Origin of the sequence: Actinoplanes sp. NPDC049265, assembly GCF_043197135.1 — a bacterium.
Classification (GTDB): Bacteria; Actinomycetota; Actinomycetes; order Mycobacteriales; family Micromonosporaceae; genus Actinoplanes.
In genome coordinates this window covers 402907-424478 of the sequence record NZ_JBICSP010000004.1, presented here as the reverse complement: position 1 = coordinate 424478, position 21572 = coordinate 402907, and the positions used below count along the sequence as shown (strand labels likewise).

Sequence of the window (21572 nt, the reverse complement as noted above, 5' to 3'; positions counted from 1 at the left end):
TTCCGCCGTGCCGTCCGCCCGGGCCGGAGGCCTGTCCGGGTCGGGACCTTCGGCCCTGCGGGAGCCGGACTGAAGATCCGCAGACTGAGGCCGTACCCGTGGAAAGGAACGCCCGTGCGCCCTCTCGACCCGCGCCTGATCCGGTACGCCCGGACCACCCGGGTGTTCCTCGCCGGGACCGTCGCGCTGGGCCTCGCTCTGGCCGGCCTGATCGTCGCCCAGGCCACCCTGCTGGCCGACAGCATCACCGCCGTCTTCCTCGACGGCGCCGGCCTTGCCGCGCTGACCCCGGCCCTGGCCTGGCTGGCCGTCGTGGTGGCCGCCCGCGCGCTGCTCTCCTGGGCGCAGGAGGTGCTGGCCGCCCGCTCAGCCGCCGGCGTGAAGAGCGAGCTGCGGGCGCGGCTGCTCGCCCGGCTGGTCGAGCGCGGCCCGGCCGGGGACACCGGCGCGTCGGTCACGCTGGTGGTCCGCGGGCTGGACGCGCTCGACGCCTATTTCGCCCGCTACCTGCCCCAGCTGGTGCTGGCCGCGCTGGTGCCGGTGATCGTGCTGGCCCGGCTGGCGCCCGCTGACCTGGTCGCCACGGCCACGGTCGCGGTCACGCTGCCGCTCGTCCCGGTCTTCATGGCGCTGGTCGGCATGCACACCGAGGCGGCCAACCGGCGCCAGTTCCGGCGGTTGTCCCGGCTGGCGCACCACTTCCTCGACGTCGTCACCGGACTCCCCGCGCTGAAGATCTTCGGGCGGGCGAAGGCCCAGGCGTCGATCATCCGGCGGTTCAGCGACGAACAACGGCGGCTGACCATGCGTACGCTGCGCACCGCGTTCCTGTCCTCGCTGGTGCTGGAGCTGCTCGCCACGCTGTCGGTGGCGCTGGTCGCGGTCGGTATCGGGCTGCGCCTGGTCTCCGGCCACCTCGACCTGGCCACCGCGTTGCTGGTGCTGATCCTGGCGCCGGAGGCGTACCTGCCGCTGCGCCAGGTCGGTGCCAACTACCACGCCAGCGCCGAAGGTCTGGCCGCCGCTGAGGACGCGTTCGCGATCCTCGACGCGCCTGTGGACAACGCGTCAGTTCGTCATCTTCGTGCGCTACATTCCTGCCCACCCACAGGGGCGGGGGAGGCGGGCGGCGGCGCGAACCCCGGCCAAGATCGACTGAGGTTCGAGAACGTCGTCGTCAGCTATCCCGACCGCGCCGAGCCGGCCCTCCGGCTGGACGCCACGATCGAGCCAGGTGAAACCGTCGCGCTCACCGGCCCGAGCGGCTCCGGCAAGTCGACCGCCCTCAACCTTCTGCTCGGCTTCGTGCAACCGACGACGGGCAGCGTTCAGACCCCGGACCGCCACCGGATCGCCTGGGTGCCACAGCGGCCGCGCCTCTTCGCCGGCACGATCCGCGACAACGTGCGCCTCGGCGCCGGGGCGGCGACCGACGTCGACATCCGGCGGGCCCTCAACTACGCCGGCGCCGCCGAGTTCGTGTCCGCGCTGCCCGACGGCCTGGACACCCGCCTGAGCGACGACGGCGCGGGTCTGTCCTCCGGCCAGCGCCAGCGGATCGCCCTGGCCCGCGCGTTCCTCCGCGACGCCCCGATCGTCCTGCTCGACGAGCCGACGGCCAACCTGGACGCCGCCACCGCGGCCGACGTGACCGCCGCGATCCGGCGCCTGTCGGCCGGCCGCACGGTCCTGATCGCCGCGCATCGCCCCGAGCTGATCGCCATCGCCGACCGCGTGATCACGGCCGGTGCCCGATGAGCCGCCCGAGGCTGGCCGGTGATCGGGCGGGTCGGTTGAGGCTGGCCGGTGATCGGGCGGGACGGCTGAGGCTGGTCGATGATCGAGTGGAACACCGGATGCCCACCGGTGGTCGGGGCGGATGGCTCGGGCCCGCGATCGTCGCCCTGCTCGCCGGCACCGGCGCGGCTGCCTCCGGGGTCGGGCTGATGGCCGTCGCCGCCTGGCTGATCTCCCGGGCCGCCCTGCACCCGCCGGTCCTGCATCTGATGGTCGCGATCGTCGCTGTCCGCGCCTTCGGCCTCGCCCGCGGCGTGCTGCGCTACGTCGAGCGGCTGCTCGGCCACGACGCCGCGCTGCGCGTGCTCACCGAGGTCCGGGTCCGCATGTTCCGCCGCCTGGAACTGCTCGCCCCGGCCGGGTTGCCCGCGTTCCGCCGCGCCGATCTGACCCAGCGGCTCGCCACCGACGTCGACGCCGTCCTCGACCTGCTCACCCGGGTGGTGCTCCCGTACGCCGTCGCGATCCTGGTCGGCGGGGCCGCCGTGGCCGTCGTCGGCGCGCTGTCCCCGCTCACCGGCGTCGTGCTGGCCGCCGGCCTGATCGTGGTCGGGGTGCTGGTGCCGCTGCTGCAGGCGGCCACCGCCCGCCGCGCCGACGGACGACTGGCCGACCTGCGCGGTGAACTGGCCGTCCGGACCGCCGACCTGGTGCAGGGCCTGCCCGACCTGATCGCCTACCAGGCCACCGGGACACACCTGGCCGGCCTGGCCGAGGCCGACGCCCGGCTGCGGCGAGCCGAGCGGCGGGCCGCCCTGACGGCCGGCACGTCGGCCGCGGTGACCGCCCTGGTGACCGGGCTGTGCGTGCTGACCGGCCTGGCGGCGGGTGCGGCCGGGGTGCGGTCCGGCGCGCTCGGCGGGGAACTGCTGGCCGTGGTCGTGCTGACCCCGCTCGCGGTCTTCGAGGTCGCCGGTGGGCTGCCGGCCGCGGCCCAGCGTTTCGCCGGGGTCCGGGCCGCGCTGCGGCGGGTTTCGGCCGTGCTGACCGCCGAGCCGGTGGTGACCGAGCCGGCCGATCCGCTGCCGGTGCCGGACGGGCCGCACACCCTGCGCCTGGAGAACGTCAGCGCCGCCTGGGAGCCGGGCCGCCCGGCGGTGCGGGACCTGAGCCTGGAGGTGCGCCCGGGGGAGCGCGTCGCGCTGGTCGGCCCGAGCGGGTCGGGCAAGAGCACTGTCGCGGCACTGTTGGTCAAGTTCCTTCAGCCGTACGCCGGGAAGGTCACCCTCGACGGCCTCGACCTGCGCGACCTGGCCGGGGACCGGGTCCGCGAGCTGGTCGGATACCTGCCCGAGGACGCACACCTCTTCGACACGACGATCGAAGGCAACCTGCGGATCGGCCGTCCGGCGGCGACGCCCGGCGAACTGCGCGCCGCCCTGGCCGATGCCCGCCTGCTCGACTGGGTGGACGGTCTGCCGCTGGGCCTGGAGACCCCGGTGGGGGAGCACGGGATGCGGCTCTCCGGCGGGCAGCGGCGGCGGCTCGCGCTGGCCCGGACGCTGCTGGCCGGCTTCTCGACGGTGATCCTGGACGAGCCGACCGAGCACCTCGACGACGAGACGGCCGCCGCCCTCACCCACGACCTGCTCCGTGCGGCCGGCGACCGCGCCGTCCTGCTGATCACCCACCGCGCCGACATCGCCGCCGAGGTCGATCGCGTGGTGGCGATCGGGACCCCGGCGGGACCTTCGGCCCTGAGCACCGGCGCGAAAGAACCGCAGAATCTGGGCGTACTCACCGAAAGGAAATCCCGTGGACGCGCTTGACCTGGCCCGATGGCAGTTCGGCATCACGACCGTCTACCACTTCATCTTCGTGCCGATCACGATCGGGCTGTCCGCGCTGGTCGCCGGTCTGCAGACCGCGTGGGTCCGCACCGGCAAGGAGCACTATCTGCGGGCCACCAAGTTCTGGGGCAAGCTGTTCCTGATCAACTTCGCGATGGGCGTGGTCACCGGCATCGTGCAGGAGTTCCAGTTCGGCATGAACTGGAGCGACTACTCGCGCTTCGTCGGGGACATCTTCGGTGCCCCGCTGGCGATCGAGGGCCTGCTCGCGTTCTTCCTCGAGTCCACGTTCCTGGGACTGTGGATCTTCGGCTGGGACCGGTTGCCGAAGCGGCTGCACCTGGCCACGATCTGGCTGGCGTCGATCGGGACGCTGCTGTCGGCGTACTTCATCCTGGCCGCCAACTCGTGGATGCAGCACCCGGTCGGGTACGAGGTGAACACCATGAGCGGCCGGGCCGAGCTGCACAGCATCGGCGCCGTGCTGACCAACGTCACCACGCTCGTCACGTTCCCGCACACCATCACCGCCTGCTTCCTGACCGCCGGCGCGCTCATGCTCGCGGTCAGCGCCTGGCACCTGCGTAAACGCAGTCAGGAGGAGGTGTTCCGCCCCGGCCTGCGGCTGGGCGCCTGGGTGGTGCTGATCGCCGGGCTGGGCGTACTGATCACCGGTGACCTGCAGGCCCGGGTGATGACCGAACAGCAGCCGATGAAGATGGCCGCCGCCGAGGCGCTCTACGAGACGTCCTCGCCCGCCTCGTTCTCGCTGTTCACCGTCGGGTCGCTGGACGGGCGCGAGGAGGTGGCCAGCGTCCGCATCCCCTCGCTGCTGTCGTTCATAGCCACCGGCAGCCCGTCGGGCCAGGTCGAGGGCATCAACAACCTGCAGGCCGAGTACGCCCGGAAGTACGGCCCCGGTGACTACACCCCGTACGTGCCGGTGACCTACTGGTCGTTCCGCCTGATGATCGGCTTCGGGGGGCTGGCCATGCTGATCGCCGCCCTGGCCCTGTGGACCAGCCGGAGGGGCCGCACACCGGCCAACCGCTGGCTGTGGGCCGCCGCCGTCGCCACCGTCGGGATGCCGCTGCTGGCCAACTCGTTCGGCTGGATCTTCACCGAGATGGGCCGCCAGCCGTGGACCGTCTTCGGTGTCTTCAAAACCGCCCAGAGCGGCTCGCCGTCGGTCAGCGCCGGCGAGGCCGGCACGTCGCTGGTGGTGCTGACGCTGCTCTACGGCGTACTCGCGGTGATCGAGGTCGGCCTCTTCCTGCGGTACGCGCGGGCCGGCGCGCCGGCGATCGAGCCGGTGTCCGAAGACCCCGACCGTCCCCTGACCTTCGCCTACTGAGGACAACGACCATGGAACTCACCACCGTCTGGTTCAGCCTGATCGCCATCCTCTGGGCGGGCTACTTCCTGCTCGAGGGCTTCGACTTCGGCGTCGGCATGCTGCTGCCGGTGCTCGGCCGCGATGACCGCGAACGCCGCCTGCTGATCAACACCATCGGCCCGGTCTGGGACGGCAACGAGGTGTGGCTGCTGGTCGCCGGCGGCGCCACCTTCGCGGCGTTCCCCGAGTGGTACGCCACCCTGTTCTCCGGCTTCTACCTGCCCCTGCTGCTCATCCTGGTGGCGCTGATCCTGCGCGGCGTGGCGTTCGAGTACCGCGGCAAGCGCGACGACGCGGCCTGGAGACGCCGGTGGGACTGGTGCATCATCGGTGGCAGTCTCGTCCCCGCGGTGCTGTGGGGCGTGGCCTTCGGCAACATCATCCGAGGGGTACGCCTGGACGCCAACCACGAGTACGTCGGCGGCTTCTTCACCCTGCTCAATCCGTACGCGCTGCTCGGCGGTCTCACCACGCTCACGCTGTTCCTGCTGCACGGGGCGGTGTTCCTGGCCCTGAAGACGGACGGCGAGACCCGCCGGCGAGCGGGCGCGCTGGCCGCCGGGCTGGCCTTCCCGGCGATCGCCGTGGCCGGCGGCTTCCTGCTGTGGACCAGCCTGGCCCAGGGCGACGCGATCGGCGCGCTGCTGTCGGTGGCCGCCGCGGCCGCGCTGGCCGGTGCCACCGTCGCCGCCCGGTTCCGCCGCGAGGGCTGGGCCTTCCTGGCCACCGGCGCGACCATCGTGCTGGCGACCTTCGCGCTGTTCGTGACCCTGTTCCCCAACGTCATGCCCTCCAGCATCGATCCGGCGTACAGCCTGACCGTGCACAACGCTTCCTCGACGGCGTACACGCTGAAGGTGATGACCTGGGTGGCGGTCGCGTTCACCCCGATCGTCCTGGCCTACCAGGGCTGGACCTACTGGGTGTTCCGCAAGCGCCTGACCATGGAAAACATCCCGGTCTGACACCGGACGAACGAGATGGCCGGTACGTCCACCAGGACGTACCGGCCATCGGCGTCGCGGCCTCAGACGAGGACGTCGGCCAGGTCGCGCCGGGGCGAGAGGCGGCCCGGGTCGCCGTAGCCGACCCGGATCGCGATCTGGGGTGTGCCGGTGCGGCGCAGTGAACGGCGTAGCTGGTCGCGCGCGGCCGGGACCTCGATCGGCTGGGAGATCATCGACGTGGCCAGGCCGGCCGCGGTCGCGGTGAGCAGCACACGTTGCAACGCCTGGCCGGCCGCGATCTGGTCGGCCGGGTGGTCGCCGGTCGTGCCGAGGATCGCCACCAGTGGTTCCGGCTCGAAGTCCCGTCCGGGGGCACGACCACGGGTCCCGTACGGCCGCTGCGGCAGCAGATCGTGCGGCTCGGCCACCGGGCCGCCGGCGTACACCGGGACACCGTCGGGCGCCGCGTCGGCGTGGATCCAGCTACTCATCTCGGCCTGGTACGCGAAGTCCCGCCGCAGCACCCGCTCGGCGCTGCGGGCGATCTCGGCGAAGCCGCTGAGCGCGGTCATCCCCACCAGTAGGTCCATCCAGACGCCCTGGTCCCGGGCGGCGGCCAGCAGGGCCGCGCGTGCCTCGGGCGGCACCGGGTCGGGCCAGAACGGCCGCCGGTTGCTGTGCCGGCGGCCGATGGCGCGGGCGAGCTCCAGTTCCGGGTAGCCGGGCCGCCGCGGGCCGGCCGGCGTGAGCCGGGCGACGACGTCGGATCCGCGGTCCGGCCGCAGCGCGACCGTCGCGGGGGTCCCGGCGGCGGCGAGGGCCAGCCCGGCGTTGAACGTCGCGGCGCCACAGGCGATCCGGACCGCCCAACCGCCGCTGTCGGCCACCGCGAGTTGCCGTTCGTTGTCGGCGATCACGTCGATCGCGCCGTCGGCGAGCCGGAAGCGCCAGGGCTGGCTGTTGTGCAGCGATGGGGCCCTGATGGCGGCTTCGGCCGCCCGGCGCAGATCCTGCTGGTCGTACGGTGTCATACCACCACGGTGCCGGGCCCGATCGGGGACCGGGCAGGGCCGAAAGACCCGTTCTTGCGGGCCCTCAGGTGAGCGGCACCCGCCACATCACAACGGTGCCGCCCGCGGGGCCGGGACCGATCTCGAAGGTGCCCCCCAGATCGTGGGCGCGCTCGCCCATGTTGACCACGCCGCCGCGGGCCAGGGCCGGGTCGATGCCCACGCCGTCGTCCTCGACCCGCAGCGTGACGGTGCCGTCCCCGGCGCTGACCGACACCCGGGCCGTGGAGGCGCCGGCGTGCCGGGCGACGTTGGACAACGCCTCGCGCAGCACGGCCAGCAGCTCGGCCACGATGTCGTCGGGTACCGCGCTGTCCACCGGGCCGGACACGTCGATCGTCGGACGGAAGCCCAGCGTCCCGGCCGCCGCCTCGACCGCGTCCCGCAGCTCGGTCCGCAGGCTGGTGCCGGCCGGCGCGCGTAGCTCGAAGATCGACCGGCGGATGTCGCGGATGGTGGCGTCCAGGTCGTCCACGGCCGCGTTGATCCGCTGCGCCGCCTCGGGACGGACGGCCTGGGCGGCCGCGCCCTGCAGCTGCATCCCGGTGGCGAACAGCCGCTGGATCACCACGTCGTGCAGGTCGCGGGCGATGCGCTCACGGTCCTCGAGGACGACCAGCTGCTCGCGTTCCTCCTGCGCGCGGACGCGTTCCAGGGCGAGGGCGGCCTGACCGGCGAAGGAGGACATCAGAACGGCGTCCTCCTCCTGGATGGCGTACCCGGGCGCGAAGGCCACGACCAGCACGCCCAGGAACGTCCCGGCGCCGGCCAGCGGTGCGGCCAGCGCCGGGCCGGCCGGCACCGCCTCGGGCCAGTCGGCGCCCTTCTGCAGGTTCTCGATCAGGCGGTAGTTCTCGTGTGCGAACTCCCGTGCCGTGGCCGACTCGACGGGCACGAACTGACCCGTGAGACTCGACGCCGCGTCGTCGCCGTCGGCCACCTCGATCCGGTGGCGGGCGTTCTGCTCGTCGTACAGCAGCACCATCACCAGGGCCGCGTCCGTGACGTCACGAGCATGCCGGGCGATCAGCCGCAACGCCTCGGTCCGGCGGACCCGGCCCAGCAGCAGGCTGGTGATCTCGGCGGTGGCCGACAGCCAACGTTCCCGGCGCTGGGCCAGGGCGAACAGCCGGGCGTTGTCGATCGCCACGCCGGCCGCCGCGGCCAGGGCCACCACGATCTCCTCGTCGTCGTCGGAGAACTCGGCCGCGCCCCGCTTGTCGGCCAGGTAGAGGTTGCCGAAGATCTGGTCCCGGGTGCGCACCGGGACGCCGAGAAAGCTGTGCATCGGCGGATGGTGGGCCGGGAAGCCGTACGACCGGGGGTGCTTGGTGATGTCCGGCATGCGTACCGGTTGGGGATCGGTGATCAGCAGGCCCAGAACCCCGCGGCCGTGCGGCAGGTCGCCGATCGCGGCGTGGGTCTCGGCGTCGATGCCGTGCGTGATGAAGTCGGACAGGTCCCGGTCGGCCCCGATCACGCCGAGAGCGCCGTACCGAGCCCCGGCCAGGCCGCACGCCGCCTCGACGATGCGTTGCAGGGTGCTGCGCAGATCGAGGTCGGAACCGATGCCGACGACCGCGTCGAGCAGCGACCGGAGCCGCTCCCGGCTGGTGACCACCTCGCTGACCCGGTCCAGCATCTCCTGCAGCAGTTCGTCCAGTCGCACCCGGGACAGCGGCGACAGGCCCAGCGAGGGAGGGTCTTCCATGCCGTCAGGCTATCGGTGCCGGAGAGTTCGGTGTGGCGGGACTTTGGTCCCTTGGGCGCGGCCGGACGACAGGGTAGGAATAAGGCATGATCCGAGTCTTCCTGCTCGACGACCACGAGGTCGTCCGTCGTGGCCTCGCCGACCTGTTGCAAGCCGGCGGGGACATCGAGGTGGTCGGCGAGTCGGCCTCCGCGCAGGAGGCCACCCGCCGGATCCCGGCGTTGCGGCCCGACGTCGCGGTCCTCGACGCCCGACTGCCCGACGGCAACGGCATCGACGTGTGCCGGGACGTGCGCGCCATCGACTCGACGATCAAGGGCTTGATCCTGACCTCGTACGACGATGACGAGGCGCTGTTCGCCGCGATCATGGCCGGCGCGTCCGGTTACGTGCTCAAGCAGATCCGCGGCACCGACCTGGTCGACGCGGTGCGCCGGGTCGCCGAGGGCCAGTCGCTGCTCGACCCGGCGGTCACCCAGCGCGTCCTGGAACGCATCCGGCACGGCGTCGAGCAGCCCCGCGAGCTGGCCGCCCTGACCGACCAGGAACGCCGCATCCTGGAGTACATCGCCCAGGGCCTGACCAACCGCGAGATCGCCGGGCGGATGTTCCTGGCAGAGAAGACGGTCAAGAACTACGTCTCCAGCCTGTTGGCCAAGCTCGGCCTGGAACGGCGTACCCAGGCCGCCGTGCTCGCCACCCGCCTGCTCGGCGAACACCCGCACTGATCAGGTCTTCCGGCCCTGCCCTCGACCCGACGGGCGGTGCAGCGTCAGGGGTGACATCGACGCGAGGAGGCGTGATGAAGGCCCTGGTTTACGGCGGTCCGGGTGTGAAGTCCTGGACGGAGGTTCCCGACCCGGTGGTGAGCGACCCGCGGGACGCGATCATCCGGGTCGACGCGGTGACGATCTGCGGTACGGATCTGCACATTCTCGGCGGCGACGTGCCCGAGGTGCGGCCCGGCCGGGTGCTCGGCCACGAGGCGGTCGGCACGGTGGTGGCGGTCGGATCCGGGGTGGCCGGGCTGGCCGAGGGCGACCGGGTGCTCGCTTCCTGCATCTCGGCGTGCGGCGTGTGCCGGTTCTGCCGCGAGGGCGCCTACGGCCAGTGCCGCGGTGGCGGCGGCTGGATCCTCGGGCACCTGGTCGACGGCGTGCAGGCGGAATACGCGCGCGTCCCGTTCGCCGACCTGTCCACCTACAAGCTGCCGGAGCAGGTCTCCGACGAGGCGGCGGTGCTGCTGGCCGACATCCTGCCCACCTCGTACGAGGTCGGCGTGCTCAACGGCAACGTGCGCCCCGGCGACACCGTGGCGATCGTCGGGGCCGGCCCGATCGGCCTGGCCGCGATCATCGGCGCGCGGCTCTTCTCGCCTGCGCACATCGTTGCGATCGACAAGGCCGACAGCCGGTTGCAGGCGGCGAAGATGCTCGGCGCCGACACCACGGTGCTGGCTGACGAGGATCCGAAGGCCGTCGTCGACCAGCTGACCGGCGGCCTCGGTGCGGACGTGGTGATGGAGGCGGTGGGCGTACCCGAGACCTTCGAGCTCTGCACCCGGCTGGTCCGTCCGGGCGGGCGGGTCGCCAACATCGGCGTGCACGGCAAACCCGCCACGCTGCACCTCGAGGACCTGTGGATCCGCAACGTCACCATCACCACCGGCCTGGTCGACACGTTCTCCACGCCGAAACTGCTCGGCATGCTGGTGGCCGGGCAGCTCGACGTCGGTCAGATGGTGACCCACCGGTTCCCACTGGAGGACATCATGGCGGCGTACGACGTGTTCTCCCGCCCGGCACAGACCGGCGCGCTGAAGGTCGTGCTGTCCCGCTGAGCCCGGTCAGCGCGGCCGTTCCGGGCCGCCCTCGACCGGGGTCGCGCTGAAGTTGCCGGTCCAGGCCGCCTTGGCGCCGGAGTCGCCGATCCGGTAGGTGCCGATGCCACCGGCCAGGCCGGCCAGGATGGCCAGGGCGGCGATCACCCGGGTGACGGCCATCGACTGCGGCGCGAGCCAGGTCCGGCCGCCGACCCGGGCGGTGCCCTCGGTCGCCTCCCGCTGCCGCCACCACACCAGCACGGCCAGTACCGCGATCGGGATGGCGATGAAGAGCGCGAGGTCGCCCAGCTCGGCGTGCTGGTGGATGAGCTCGGTCGAAGGCACCCGGTGCTCCAGCCACTCGCCGGCCTCGGTGGTGATCGGTGTCAGGATGAGGACGCCGACCGCCAGGATGGCGTTCGGGCCGGCCAGCCGGCGTCGCGCGGCCGGCCAGACGGCCGTGAGGACGAGCAGGAACGCCGCGAGTGGCAGCAGCACGACGACGGCGTGAACCAGCAGGATGTGGGCCGGGAGCCCATTCACAGTGCTCATGATCGAAGGGTATGGGCGCGAATCTTGGAGTTTTCCCATCTTCGGGAAGGCAGGGTGGTCCGATGATGGTGAGCGGCACGCGGATCCTGGTGGTCGAGGACGACCGGGAGGTCGGCGAGTTGCTGTTGCGTCTGTTCCGGTCGGCCGGGTACGCCGCCGATATCGCCCCGGACGGCCAGGCCGGCCTGCACCGGGCGCTGGTCGGCCGGTACGACGTCCTGATCGTCGACCGGGGCCTGCCCGCGATCGAGGGCCTGGACCTGCTGGCCCGCCTCCGGCGTTCCGGTGTCGAGGCGCCCGCCCTGATCCTCACCGCTCTGGGCGCGGTCGAGGACCGGGTCGCCGGGCTCGACCACGGCGCCGAGGACTACCTGGTCAAGCCGTTCGACGTGGAGGAGCTGCTGGCCCGGGTCCGGGCGTTGCTGCGCCGCCGGCCGTCCCGGACCGAACCGGTCCTGACCTTCGGCGAGGCGGAGTTCAACCTGGTCACCCGGAAGGTGTCGGTGGGCGACGGGGAGCCGGTCGGATTGTCCGGCCGGGAGAGTGACCTGCTGCGGCTGTTCGCCGAGAACCCCGGGCAGGTGTTCCGCCGGGAGGAGATCGTCGACCGGGTGTTCCCCGACGCCTCGGCCGTCGCGCTGGTCGACACCTACGTGCACTACCTGCGCCGCAAGCTCGGTCCCGACGTGATCACGACGGTCCGCGGCCAGGGCTACCGGCTGGGCCGGCCGTGAGCGCGGCCGACCCCGACCGCCGGCTCCTGCACAGGGCCCAGCGGACCCTGACCGTGCAGACCGCCGCCGCGATCGTGCTCGGCATGCTGGTGGTCGGCGCGCTCGCGATCGTGGTGGTCGCGCGGACCCAGCGCTCCACCCTCGATTCGTCGATGCGACGCACGGCGGCCGCCGCCGAGGACACCGACGACCCACCACCCGACATGTGGATCTTCGAGGAGAACACGGCGGGCCACCTTTCCGGAACCCCGGGCGCCCCCGACGACCTGCCGGACCGCGCCGACCTGGACCGCGTCCGGTCCGGTGGCACCTCGGGCATCCGCCGCGTCATCGCCGGCGACGAGGACTACATGGTGCTGACCACGCGCCGCGAGGACAAACTCGTCCAGGTCGTCGCCGACCTGGAACCGACCGAGCGGGAGCGCCACCGCCTGTTCTTGGCGTTGCTCCTGGCCGAGGTCGTGGGCCTGGCCATCGCCGTGTTGCTGGCGCTGCCGCTGGCCCGCCGGGCCACCGCCCCGCTGGGCGAGGCGCTGAGCCGGCAACGCCGGTTCGTCGCCGATGCCAGCCATGAGCTGCGCACCCCGCTCACCCAGCTGCACACCCGGGCCCAGCTGCTCGCCCGCGACCTGCGGGCCGGCGCCGCCCCGGGCGCGGTGGCCGACGACGTCGACCACCTGGTGTCCGGCACCCGGCAGCTCGGCGAGATGGTCGAGGACCTGCTGCTGTCGTCGCAGATGGGGCGGGGTGAGGACGGCCACCGGACCGCCGTCGACCTCGGCGTGGTGGCCGCCGGGGCGCTCAGCGAGATGGCGCCGCGGGCGGCCGACAAGGGCGTCGCGCTCGAGCTCGTGCCCGATCCGGACCGGCCCGCGGTGGCCGGTGGGCGGGAGGCGGCGCTGCGCCGGGTCCTGGTCGCCCTGGTCGACAACGCGATCAGCCACACGGCGGCCGGCGGTTCGGTCGTCGTGACCCTGACCGCCGGACCGGACCAGGTCACCATCGTGGTCCAGGACGACGGCGAGGGCTTCGACCCGGCCGACGCCGAACGTATCTTCGGCCGGTTCGCCCGGGCCGGCGCCACCGATCAGCGCCGGTTCGGGCTGGGCCTGGCCCTGGCCCGCGAGGTGGTGACCGGCCACGGCGGCAGCATCCGGGCCGAGGGAAGGCCCGGGCGGGGCGCGACGTTCACCGTACGGTTGCCCGCGCACCGGGACTGAGGAGGTCACCATGTCCGAGCCCACCGTCACCCATGCCGGCGAACCGCACGACCCGGCGATCGCCACCCGGCTCAACTGGCTGCGGGCCGGTGTGCTCGGCGCCAACGACGGCATCGTGTCCACGGCCGGCCTGGTGCTGGGTGTGGCCGCCGCCGGCACGGCCACCGGCCCGATCCTCACCGCCGGGGTGGCCGGTCTGGTCGCCGGCGCGGTGTCGATGGCGCTGGGCGAGTACGTGTCGGTGAGCAGCCAGCGCGACACCGAGAGGGCGCTGCTGGCCAAGGAGCGCGCCGAGCTGGCCGACTTCCCCGAGCAGGAGCTCGAGGAGCTGATCGCCCTGTACGAGGCGAAGGGCCTGTCGCCGCGGACCGCCCGCCTGGTGGCCGAGGAACTGACCGAGCGGGACGCCTTCGCCGCGCACGCCGACGCCGAGCTGCACATCGACCCGGACGAGTTGACCAACCCGTGGCACGCGGCGGGCGCGTCGGCGCTGGCCTTCACCGTCGGGTCGCTGCTGCCGCTGGTCGCGATCCTGCTGCCGCCGGCCGGCGCCCGCGTCCCGGTCACGTTCGTCGCGGTGGCCGCCGCGCTGGCCCTGACCGGCTATCTGAGCGCCCGGCTGGGCGGTGCCGCCGCGCGGCGGGCGGTCGTCCGGTTGGTCGTCGGCGGTGCGGTGGCCATGGCTGTGACCTTCGCCGTCGGCCATCTCGTGGGCACCGCCGTCGGCTGACGGCCGGTCCGGATCGGGACCAACGGCCCTGACCCGGGCGACGGCCGCGGGCGCATCGTGGTGGAGTCAGTCAGTCGCCGACGGCACCCGGGACGGCAATCATGGAAACCATCGGGGTACGCGAGCCAGGCCGGATTCGCCGGTGGATGTACCGCTCCGGCCGGCCGAACCGGCTGGCCGCCGCGCTCAACCGGGTCACCGTCTGGGCCGGCGAGACCGGCTGGTTCCGGAGCCGGCTGATCACACTCGAGGTCCGGGGCCGGCGCACCGGTCGCCCGATCACCCTGCCGCTCGTCCCGGTGGTCCACGACGGGCACCGCTATCTGGTCGCCATGCTCGGCGAACGCACGGGCTGGGTCGCCAACGTGCGTGCGGCGGGCGGTCGCGCGGTCATCCGGTCCGGTGGCTGGGAATGCGTCCGGCTGGTCGAGGTCGAACCGGAGCTGCGGCCGCCGATCCTGGCGGCGTACCTGCGGGTGGCGCCGGGCGCGCGTCCGCACATCCCGGTCGACCGGCACGCGGACCCGGCCGCCTTCGCCGCGATCGCCGCCGGCGTCCCCGTGTTCCAGATCTGTGCCGACCACGGCGTCGCCGATCCGTCCTGACCAACCGGCCGGGCTCGGTGCTGCCCTTCTCTCGGCCGGGCTCGGCGCTGGCCCTTCACTCGGCCGGGCTCGGCGCTGCCCTTCTCTCGGCCGGGCTCGGTGCCGGCCCTTCTCTCGGCCAGGCTCGGCGCTGGCCCTTCACTCGACCAGGCTCGGGCGCCGGCCACTCGCTCGGCCGGGCTCGGTGTCGGCCATTCACTCGGCCAGGCTCGGCGCGCGCCGCGACCAGCGGTGCTCGGTCAGCTCGGCGGCGATGAAGCGGGCCAGATCGGTGCGGGTGATCCGCCGGCCGCCGGGCGGGGTGGCGTTGTCGGTAACCCGGTAGGTGCCGGTGGGTGGGTGGTCCCGCAGATGGCTCGGGCGTACGAACGTCCAGTCCAGCTCGGTGGCCCGCACGATCTCCTCCATCCGGTGCATGTCGGCGTAGAGGTCGGCGGCGATCGGGCGTAGCAGGTAGCGGTACCACCAGGCGGCGTGCGGGTCGTCGGGGCGGACGCCGACCGAGCTCAGTGCCAGGTAGCGCCGGACGCCGGTGGCCCGCATGGCGGCGACGGTGGCCCGGGCGCCGTCGGAGTAGAGGTTGCCGGAGCGGCGGCCGGGCGGGCCGATCGCGGACACCACCACGTCGTGCCCGGCGATGGCGGAGCGCAGGCTGGCCTCGTCGCGGACGTCAGCGTGGACCATTCCCTCGGCGCGGCGGGCGGCGGCGGTCACGTGGTGGCCGGCCCGCGCCACTTCCTCGACGATCAGTTGCCCGGTCCGGCCGGCGGCACCCAGAACGATGACTCGACTCATGGACGAACAATGTTCGCCACGAACGCCGTTCGTCAATCGGCCGCCGCGTACGACCTGAGGCTGTCCGAGGTGGAGCTGCCGGGCGACGGCGACTGGCGTACCCGGCTCGAGCTGCGGGTGATCATCGACGGGCGGCCGGCGGCGCGCTGATCCCCTCGATCGACAGGGTGATCAGGCGGATGGCGTCGTCCGCGTTGCGCGTGGCCAGCGAGACGGCGTTGGCCACGGTCAGCAGGTCGACGATGGCGACGTCGGGGCGTACCGCGTCGGCCGCCTGGGCCCGTCGCAGCAGCTCGCCCCCGGCGTCGAGCAGCATGACCTCGCAGTCGCTGGTCGCCGGGGCGGCGTAGAGCACCGACTCGGCCAGCCCGCGGGTGGTCGCGCCGTGGACCGCGACCTCGCGCAGCCAGTCGGCCAGGGCCCGCCCCGGGTCGGCCGTCGTGGCCAGCTCGCGGGCCCGGGCGCACAGCCCCTCGACCCGGTCGTGGAAGACCGCCTCCAGCAACGCCTGGCGGCTGGGGAAGTGCCGGTGCAGTGTGGCCGAGCCCACCCCGGCGTCGCGGGCGATCTTTTCCAGCGAGGCGTCGGCCCCGGACCGGGCGATCTCCGCCTCGGCCGCGGCGACGATCTGCTCGTAGTTGCGTCGTGCATCCGCTCGCACGTTCCGCATCCTAGTGAGTTGACAAACGGGGTACCACCCCGCTTTAGTGGGGTGGTGCCCCACTTTCTTCGTACAGGGAGAACCATGGATGTCTTGGTGACCGGCGCGAGCAGCGGCTTCGGGCGGTTGACGGTGGAGAGCCTGGCCCGGCGCGGGCATCGCGTCGTGGCGGGACTGCGGGATGTGGGCGGCCGCAACGAGAAGGCCGCGGCCGAGCTGACCGCGTTCGCCGGCAACCCGCGGGTGGTCGAGATCGACGTCACCGACCAGGATTCGGTCGACCGGGCGGTGGCCGGCCTGGATCGGCTCGACGCGGTGGTCAACAACGCCGGCGGCATCTTCGCCGGGCCGGTGGAGGCGTTCACCGCCGAGGAGGCGGCCCGCCAGCTCGACGTCAACGTGCTCGGCGCGCTGCGGGTCGGCCGGGCCGTGCTGCCCGGCCTGCGCCGGCAGGGGAGTGGGGTGCTGATCCAGATCGGCTCCCTCTCGGGGCGGGTCGCGCTGCCGTTCTCCGGGCTGTACGCGGCCAGCAAGGCGGCCCTGGGCAGTGTGACCGAGGCATGGCACCACGAGCTGGCGCCGTTCGGGGTGGAGTCGGTGGTCGTGGAGGCGGCGTCGTACCCGACCAACATCGGCCTCAACGCCACCGTGCCGGCCGACGCCGAGCGGATGGCCCCGTACACCGAGGCGGTCGGCGGTTTCACCCAGGCCGTGATCAAGCGGTCGACCGAGCTCGCCGCCGACCCCCAGGTCGTGGCCGACGCCGTCGTCGCCCTGGTCGAGACACCCGCCGGCCGGCGTCCGCTGCGGACGGTGGTCGCCCACCCCGGCCAGCTGGAGGCGGTCGAGGCCTTCAACCGGCTCGGCGCCGAGACCACGCGGGCGGTCGCCGACGCGATGGGTGTGGGCGCCTACCTGACGGGTGGCCGATCGTCCTGATGTCGAGGAGGCGCCCAGCCTCCGACTGTGGACGGTGGGTGACACTGGCGGACCACCCCACCTGATCGCACCCGGCTGCCCGCCGGACCGGTACCGTCCGGGCATGACCAGCATCTTCTCGAAGATCATCGCCGGCGAGTTGCCCGGCCGTTTCGTCTGGCAGGACGACCAGGTGGTGGCGTTCCTGACCATCGCACCGCTGCGCGCCGGGCACACCCTGGTCGTACCCCGGCAGGAGATCGACAAATGGACCGATCTGCCGCCGGAGCTGCTGACCCGGGTGATGACCGTCGCCCAGACGATCGGCCGGGCCGTCGAGCGTGCCTTCGACGCCCCGCGCGCCGGGCTGGCCATCGCCGGCCTCGAGGTGCCGCACTGCCACGTGCACGTCAGCCCGATGTGGGAGATGGCCGACCTCGACTTCGCCCACATGGCGCCCGAGAACGACGCGGCGAAGCTCGACGACGCCGCCCGCCGCCTGCGGTCCGCGTTGCGTGAGCTGGGCGAGCCGGCCCACGTGCCGCGGGTGGACTGAAGGGGCGGCTCCTCGGCCGGCCGCGCGACCGGGCGGTCCGAGGGCACCCGCGGCCTGGGCCTGCGACAACCCGCCAATGACGGCCTGCCATATGCTCCATCGTCATGCGTGAGAACGTGACGTACCTGGACGAGGACGTGCTGCTTCTGCCGGATGACTGGGATCCGCCGCTCGCTGTGCGCGGCGAGACCGAGGTCAGGCCGGTGAAAGCACGTTCCCTCGAGGTGGTGGACGGCATCCTGGCGGCCACGGCTCCCGAGGCGGCCGCCGTGCTGGCCCGGGAGGCCGTGGCGCCGGAGGTGGCGTCGGCGCCGCCGGACAGCCCTCTGCGGGCGGCCACGCTGGCCTACATCGCCGACCGGAACACCGGAGGCCTGTACAACGACCTTCGAGAGGAGAGTCGCGAGAGCCCCACGCTGCGTCGCCATCTCGCTGACGCGTGGGTCTCGGGACGGGGCCTCGCCTTTGCCGTCCGAGCCGTGACCGATCTGGCGAGGATGTCGCACGACAGCAGGATGTTGTACGAATTCGACACGCACTTCATGCGGCGGCACGACCCGCAGAGGTTCGAGGACGAGAAGCACACCGGCCTGTGGCGTACGGACGAGGTGTCCAGTCTCGCTGCTGCTGGTCCGATCCTGGTGCGCCTGCGGGAGCTCGTGGCCGGCCTGCCGGACGACGAGTACGCCGCGATGCTCGAAACGCTCGCCGAGCTCCGGGCCGAGTTGCCGGCGGAGATGCGGGTGATGACCTCGTTCCTGGCGCCGACACAGTCGGCGTGGATCGAGGAGGATTTCGCGACCTGGGAGCTGCCGACGACGCCCGACTGGCGGAAGGGGGCGCAGTCCGTGCTGTTGACGGGATGCGTCCGGGATCCGGATCGGCTGGCATCGCAGATCGGCCGGGCCGGATTGTCGGGCGACCTGCCGGGGATCCTGACGACCTACGTGTCGCTGGTCGGCGAACGGTCGGTCGAGCATTTCAAGGGGTCGTCGCAGTCGGGCAAGTGGCTCTGGGCGCTGCCCTACGACTCGGCCTATCGGCTCCAACGTGACCGGATGGGGGATGTCGACGCCCTGCCCTGGCTGGCCCTGGCCTCGGAGCGGTTCCCCGCGCGGGCCGTCCGCCTGCTCGCCGAGGACGACGACCACGAGCCGGCCGCGGAGTTGTTGCGCCAGCATGTGCTCGCCCATCCCGAGGTGGCGGCTCAGGTGCTGCCGGCGCTGACCGGCGCTCAGCGGGAGAAGGTCGCGGTCGTCCTGGCCGAGCTGGACGCCGTCGGGCCCGGTGCGGTCCCGCCGATTCTGGCTCAACCGCCGTGGACGATCAAGACGAAGGCCACGAAGCCGGTCGTGATCGAGGGACTGCGATGCGATGATCCGCTCGAAATCGACTGGCTACCCGGTGAGCGACCGAAAATCACCGACGGGGAGTGGGCCGGTCAGGTCAACCAGGCACTGGCCCAGAACTTCGACGTCGGGATGTTGAAGGGGACGGTCGATGACGTCCGCCCGCTGGTGCGCGAGTTCCGCGTCTCGCACGAGTATCTGGCGAGGGTACTGCTGCCCGGGCTGATCGACCGGTTCGAGCTGGACGCGTTTCCGGTCGCGTCCGATTATCTGCGGCAGGATGTGAAACGGGCAGCGCGGTTCATGCTTCCGTACACGTCGCCGGAGCTGGCGGTGACCGTCGCGACCTGGAACAGCCGGCTGAAGAGCGTACGCGGTGTCGCTCGCGAATGGTTCGACCGCCACCCGGCGGCGGCCGCCCGCGCGCTGATCCCGAACGCGCTCGGCCGGTCCCGAGCGGCCCGGCGAGAGGCCGAAGAGGCGTTGTCGCTGCTCGCCGAGCTGGGGCATGACGGCACCGTCCGGGAGGCCGCGGCCGGGTACGGTCCGGAGGCCGCCGCGGCGATCGGTGCCCTGCTGGAACCGGGCCGGAAGGCGGTCGGGCCGGTACGGATCCCGAAGATCTGGCCGCCGTTGCGGAGCGGCGTCCTGCCTCCGCTGCTGCGCGACGGGACGGGGCGGCTGCCTGCCTCCGTGGTGCCGGACCTGCTCACCGTCTTCATGTTGAGCACGTTCGAGAAGCCGTACGAGGCGGTCGCGGCGGTCAAGGACGCACTCGACCCGGCCGACCTGGCCCGGTTCGCCTGGGACCTGCTCCGGCGCTGGTGCACGACTGGCACCCAGTCGAAGCACGACTGGGTCTTCACGGTGCTTGGGCTGGCCGGGGACGACGACACCGCCCGACGGCTGGCCAAGACTGTCCTTTCGGCACCGTACGTCTTGGGCGCCCGGGCCGGCCGGGCCCTCGAAGCGATGCAGGCCATCGGCACCGACGCCGCCCTGATCCAGTTGCAGCGCGTGGCGCAGCGCAGCTCGGTCCGGCCGTTCCGGACCATCGCCGAGCAGCGGATCTCGGAGGTGGCCGCGAAGCTGGGGCTCACCGCCGGTCAGCTGGCCGACCGGCTGGTGCCGGACTTCGGGCTGGCCGCCACCGGCGCCTTGACGATCGACTACGGGTCGCGGCGATTCTTCGCCCGCTTCGACGAAAAGCTGATCCCGTACGTGACCGACGAGAACGGCCGGCGGTTGAGTGCGCTGCCGAAACCGGGCGCGAAGGACGACCGGGAGCTGGCCGAGGCGTCGGCGAAGAGCTTCGCCGAGGTGAAGAAGAACCTCCGCACCGTTGTCGACGGCCTGCTCAGTCGGTACGAGCTCGCGATGGTCGAGCGGTACGAGTGGTCGGTCGCCGACTTCCGGACCTATCTGGCCGGGCATCGGCTGGTGGCTCAGATCGTCCGCCGGCTGCTGTGGACGGTCGACGGAGTGCCGGTGCGGATCGCCGAGGACGGCACGTTCGCCGACGTCGACGACGAACTCGTCGAGGCGGCGGAGGGGATCGTCACGGTCGCCCATCCCGTACAGCTGGGCACCGACCTCGAGGCGTGGTTGAAGGCCTTCGACGACTATCAGATCATGCAGCCGTTCCCGCAGCTGACGCGGGAAACGTATCGGCTGACCGCGGAGGAGACCGAGTCCGGCCGGCTGGTGCGGTTCGAGGGCGCCGAGGTCACCATCGCACGGTTGCGCAGGCTGGAGGAGCGCGGCTGGCGGCCCGGTGCCGAGGAGCACGGCGGCATCGTGTACGAGTTCTCCCGCCGGTTCCCGCGCGGCGGTGGCCTGACGATAACGCTGGAGACCGGCTTTCCGATCGGCGGCGCCCGCGACTCGGTGAGCCGCCTGGACACGATCGAGCTGGACGGGGCTCCCGGCGACGCGCACGATCCGATCGCCTGCTCGGAACTGATCCGCGACCTGTCCGGCGTGATCACCCCGGAGGCCTCTTGAGCGGGTGACATCGGTGACCCTCCGAGCGGGCCGCCGCGCGGTGGCCGTCGTGTACGTCGCCCGCCGGGTGTAGTTCCCGGCGGCACTCGTTCGATGGCCGGCCATCGATCCCGGCCGTGCGGTAGCACGGCCGGGACGGGGCGGGAGGGGCTCGGTCGTGGTCAGATCTGCCGTTCGCCGCCGTCGACGAACAGGTTGGCCCCGAGCAGGAAGGTGCTGTCGTCGGAGGCGAGGAACGCCAACACGGCGGCTACCTCCTCGGAGCGGCCCATGCGGCCGACGGGCAGCCTGGCGGCCTGGCTCGCCTTGATGCTGGCTGCTTCCTCCGCGTCGAAGAGGCTTTCGACCGCGCCCGTGTCGATGGGGCCGGGGGAGATGGCGTTGACCCGGATGCGGCGGCTTCGGAGCTCGTTGGACCACGTACGGGCGAAGGACCGGACGGCCGCCTTGGACGCCGCGTACGTGGTGAACGCCTCGTCACCCTTGTCCAGCGCGGTGGATGCGTTGAGGACGACCGAGGCGCCGTCGTTGAGTAGCGGCAGGGCCTTCTGGACGGTGAACAGCGTACCCCGGACGTTGACGCCGAAGGTCTGGTCGAAGTGCTCCTCCGTGATGTTCTCCAGCGGTACGGCCCATCCGATCGCCGCGTTGGCGAAGAGCACGTCGATGCCCCGGCCCCGGGTGCGAACGGCGTCGTAGAGCCGGTCCAGGTCATTCAGTTTGGAGATGTCCGCGACCACGGCAGTGGCGGCCGCCGCGCCGATGCTCTCGACTGCCGCGTCCAGCTGGGCCTCGCGTCGTCCGGTGACGAACACGTGTGCGCCCTCGGCGGCCAGCCGCTGGGCCGTCGCCAAGCCGATCCCGGTGCCGCCACCAGTGATGACAGCGGTCTTCCCGTCAAGTCGTCCCACGTCG

At 72.5% G+C, this 21572-nt stretch carries 20 protein-coding genes; 14 read left to right on the top strand and 6 right to left on the bottom strand.

The annotated features are described in order from the left end of the window. Nucleotides 1-114: 114 nt before the first annotated feature. The 4 genes from cydD to cydB all read left to right on the top strand — a co-directional run bounded on the left by cydD (nt 115) and on the right by cydB (nt 5948). Nucleotides 115-1758 carry a thiol reductant ABC exporter subunit CydD gene (cydD, locus tag ACGFIO_RS14055; RefSeq protein WP_392826276.1) on the top strand — a complete coding sequence of 548 codons (1644 nt, stop codon included), beginning with the start codon at nt 115-117 and terminating at the stop codon, nt 1756-1758. A 98-nt stretch (nt 1759-1856) separates the two neighbouring features. Next, complete coding sequence (gene cydC, locus ACGFIO_RS14050) at nt 1857-3566, top strand: thiol reductant ABC exporter subunit CydC (RefSeq protein WP_392826274.1); 1710 nt, start codon at nt 1857-1859, stop codon at nt 3564-3566. Next, the gene (locus ACGFIO_RS14045) at nt 3553-4941 is read left to right on the top strand and encodes a cytochrome ubiquinol oxidase subunit I (protein WP_392826273.1); all 1389 of its coding nucleotides are present in this window, start codon (nt 3553-3555) and stop codon (nt 4939-4941) included. The genes cydC and ACGFIO_RS14045 overlap by 14 nt, the downstream gene beginning before the upstream one ends. A gap of 11 nt (nt 4942-4952) precedes the next feature. After that, on the top strand, nt 4953-5948 hold the full coding sequence (gene cydB / locus ACGFIO_RS14040; protein WP_392826272.1) for a cytochrome d ubiquinol oxidase subunit II: 996 nt from the start codon (nt 4953-4955) through the stop codon (nt 5946-5948). Nucleotides 5949-6010: 62 nt separating this feature from the next. On the opposite strand, the gene ACGFIO_RS14035 is transcribed toward cydB, so the two are convergent. Together ACGFIO_RS14035 and ACGFIO_RS14030 are read right to left on the bottom strand one after the other, a co-directional pair. After that, entirely contained in the window at nt 6011-6961 is a 951-nt protein-coding gene (locus tag ACGFIO_RS14035) for an Acg family FMN-binding oxidoreductase (protein WP_392826271.1), read from the bottom strand. Between the two features lie 64 nt (nt 6962-7025). Next, entirely contained in the window at nt 7026-8711 is a 1686-nt protein-coding gene (locus tag ACGFIO_RS14030; RefSeq protein ID WP_392826270.1) for a GAF domain-containing sensor histidine kinase, read from the bottom strand. 86 nt (nt 8712-8797) lie between these two features. Here ACGFIO_RS14030 and ACGFIO_RS14025 point away from each other — a divergent pair, with 86 nt between their 5' ends. Both ACGFIO_RS14025 and ACGFIO_RS14020 read left to right on the top strand, forming a co-directional pair. After that, nucleotides 8798-9439, top strand: a complete 642-nt coding sequence (locus ACGFIO_RS14025) for a response regulator (protein WP_392826268.1) — start codon at nt 8798-8800, stop codon at nt 9437-9439. A gap of 74 nt (nt 9440-9513) precedes the next feature. Continuing rightward, nucleotides 9514-10551 carry a zinc-dependent alcohol dehydrogenase family protein gene (locus tag ACGFIO_RS14020; RefSeq protein WP_392826266.1) on the top strand — a complete coding sequence of 346 codons (1038 nt, stop codon included), beginning with the start codon at nt 9514-9516 and terminating at the stop codon, nt 10549-10551. A 6-nt stretch (nt 10552-10557) separates the two neighbouring features. On the opposite strand, the gene ACGFIO_RS14015 is transcribed toward ACGFIO_RS14020, so the two are convergent. After that, nucleotides 10558-11085: a DUF2231 domain-containing protein gene (locus ACGFIO_RS14015; RefSeq protein WP_392826265.1), complete on the bottom strand. Its 528-nt coding sequence runs from the start codon at nt 11083-11085 to the stop codon at nt 10558-10560. 62 nt (nt 11086-11147) lie between these two features. On the opposite strand from ACGFIO_RS14015, the gene ACGFIO_RS14010 reads away from it, so the two are divergent. The 4 genes from ACGFIO_RS14010 (at nt 11148) to ACGFIO_RS13995 (ending at nt 14374) form a co-directional block, all read left to right on the top strand. After that, nucleotides 11148-11819 carry a response regulator transcription factor gene (locus tag ACGFIO_RS14010; protein WP_392826263.1) on the top strand — a complete coding sequence of 224 codons (672 nt, stop codon included), beginning with the start codon at nt 11148-11150 and terminating at the stop codon, nt 11817-11819. Next, nucleotides 11816-13039 (top strand): sensor histidine kinase, encoded by a 1224-nt coding sequence (locus tag ACGFIO_RS14005; RefSeq protein WP_392826262.1) that lies wholly within the window; start codon nt 11816-11818, stop codon nt 13037-13039. The genes ACGFIO_RS14010 and ACGFIO_RS14005 overlap by 4 nt, the downstream gene beginning before the upstream one ends. 10 nt (nt 13040-13049) lie before the next feature. Next, on the top strand, nt 13050-13769 hold the full coding sequence (locus tag ACGFIO_RS14000; RefSeq protein WP_392826260.1) for a VIT family protein: 720 nt from the start codon (nt 13050-13052) through the stop codon (nt 13767-13769). Between the two features lie 101 nt (nt 13770-13870). Continuing rightward, nucleotides 13871-14374, top strand: a complete 504-nt coding sequence (locus ACGFIO_RS13995; RefSeq protein ID WP_392826258.1) for a nitroreductase/quinone reductase family protein — start codon at nt 13871-13873, stop codon at nt 14372-14374. A gap of 195 nt (nt 14375-14569) precedes the next feature. Here the strand turns inward: ACGFIO_RS13995 and ACGFIO_RS13990 are convergent, their stop codons facing one another. Further along, on the bottom strand, nt 14570-15169 hold the full coding sequence (locus ACGFIO_RS13990; RefSeq protein WP_392826256.1) for an NAD(P)-dependent oxidoreductase: 600 nt from the start codon (nt 15167-15169) through the stop codon (nt 14570-14572). 9 nt (nt 15170-15178) lie between these two features. On the opposite strand from ACGFIO_RS13990, the gene ACGFIO_RS13985 reads away from it, so the two are divergent. Then, nucleotides 15179-15319: a hypothetical protein gene (locus tag ACGFIO_RS13985; protein ID WP_392826254.1), complete on the top strand. Its 141-nt coding sequence runs from the start codon at nt 15179-15181 to the stop codon at nt 15317-15319. Here ACGFIO_RS13985 and ACGFIO_RS13980 read toward each other — a convergent pair. Then, nucleotides 15291-15830: a TetR/AcrR family transcriptional regulator gene (locus ACGFIO_RS13980; protein WP_392826252.1), complete on the bottom strand. Its 540-nt coding sequence runs from the start codon at nt 15828-15830 to the stop codon at nt 15291-15293. The two genes, ACGFIO_RS13985 and ACGFIO_RS13980, sit on opposite strands and share 29 nt — an antisense overlap. An 84-nt stretch (nt 15831-15914) precedes the next feature. Here ACGFIO_RS13980 and ACGFIO_RS13975 point away from each other — a divergent pair, with 84 nt between their 5' ends. From ACGFIO_RS13975 to ACGFIO_RS13965, 3 genes are all read left to right on the top strand, one after another. Further along, nucleotides 15915-16769 carry an SDR family NAD(P)-dependent oxidoreductase gene (locus ACGFIO_RS13975; protein WP_392826250.1) on the top strand — a complete coding sequence of 285 codons (855 nt, stop codon included), beginning with the start codon at nt 15915-15917 and terminating at the stop codon, nt 16767-16769. A gap of 103 nt (nt 16770-16872) precedes the next feature. Next, a complete protein-coding gene (locus tag ACGFIO_RS13970) occupies nt 16873-17304 on the top strand; it encodes an HIT family protein (RefSeq protein ID WP_392826248.1) in 432 nt (143 codons plus the stop codon). Nucleotides 17305-17408: 104 nt separating this feature from the next. Beyond that, complete coding sequence (locus ACGFIO_RS13965; RefSeq protein ID WP_392826246.1) at nt 17409-20657, top strand: DUF4132 domain-containing protein; 3249 nt, start codon at nt 17409-17411, stop codon at nt 20655-20657. A gap of 161 nt (nt 20658-20818) precedes the next feature. On the opposite strand, the gene ACGFIO_RS13960 is transcribed toward ACGFIO_RS13965, so the two are convergent. Beyond that, nucleotides 20819-21568, bottom strand: coding sequence for an SDR family NAD(P)-dependent oxidoreductase (locus ACGFIO_RS13960; protein WP_392826245.1), 750 nt, complete (start codon nt 21566-21568; stop codon nt 20819-20821). Nucleotides 21569-21572: the final 4 nt, after the last annotated feature.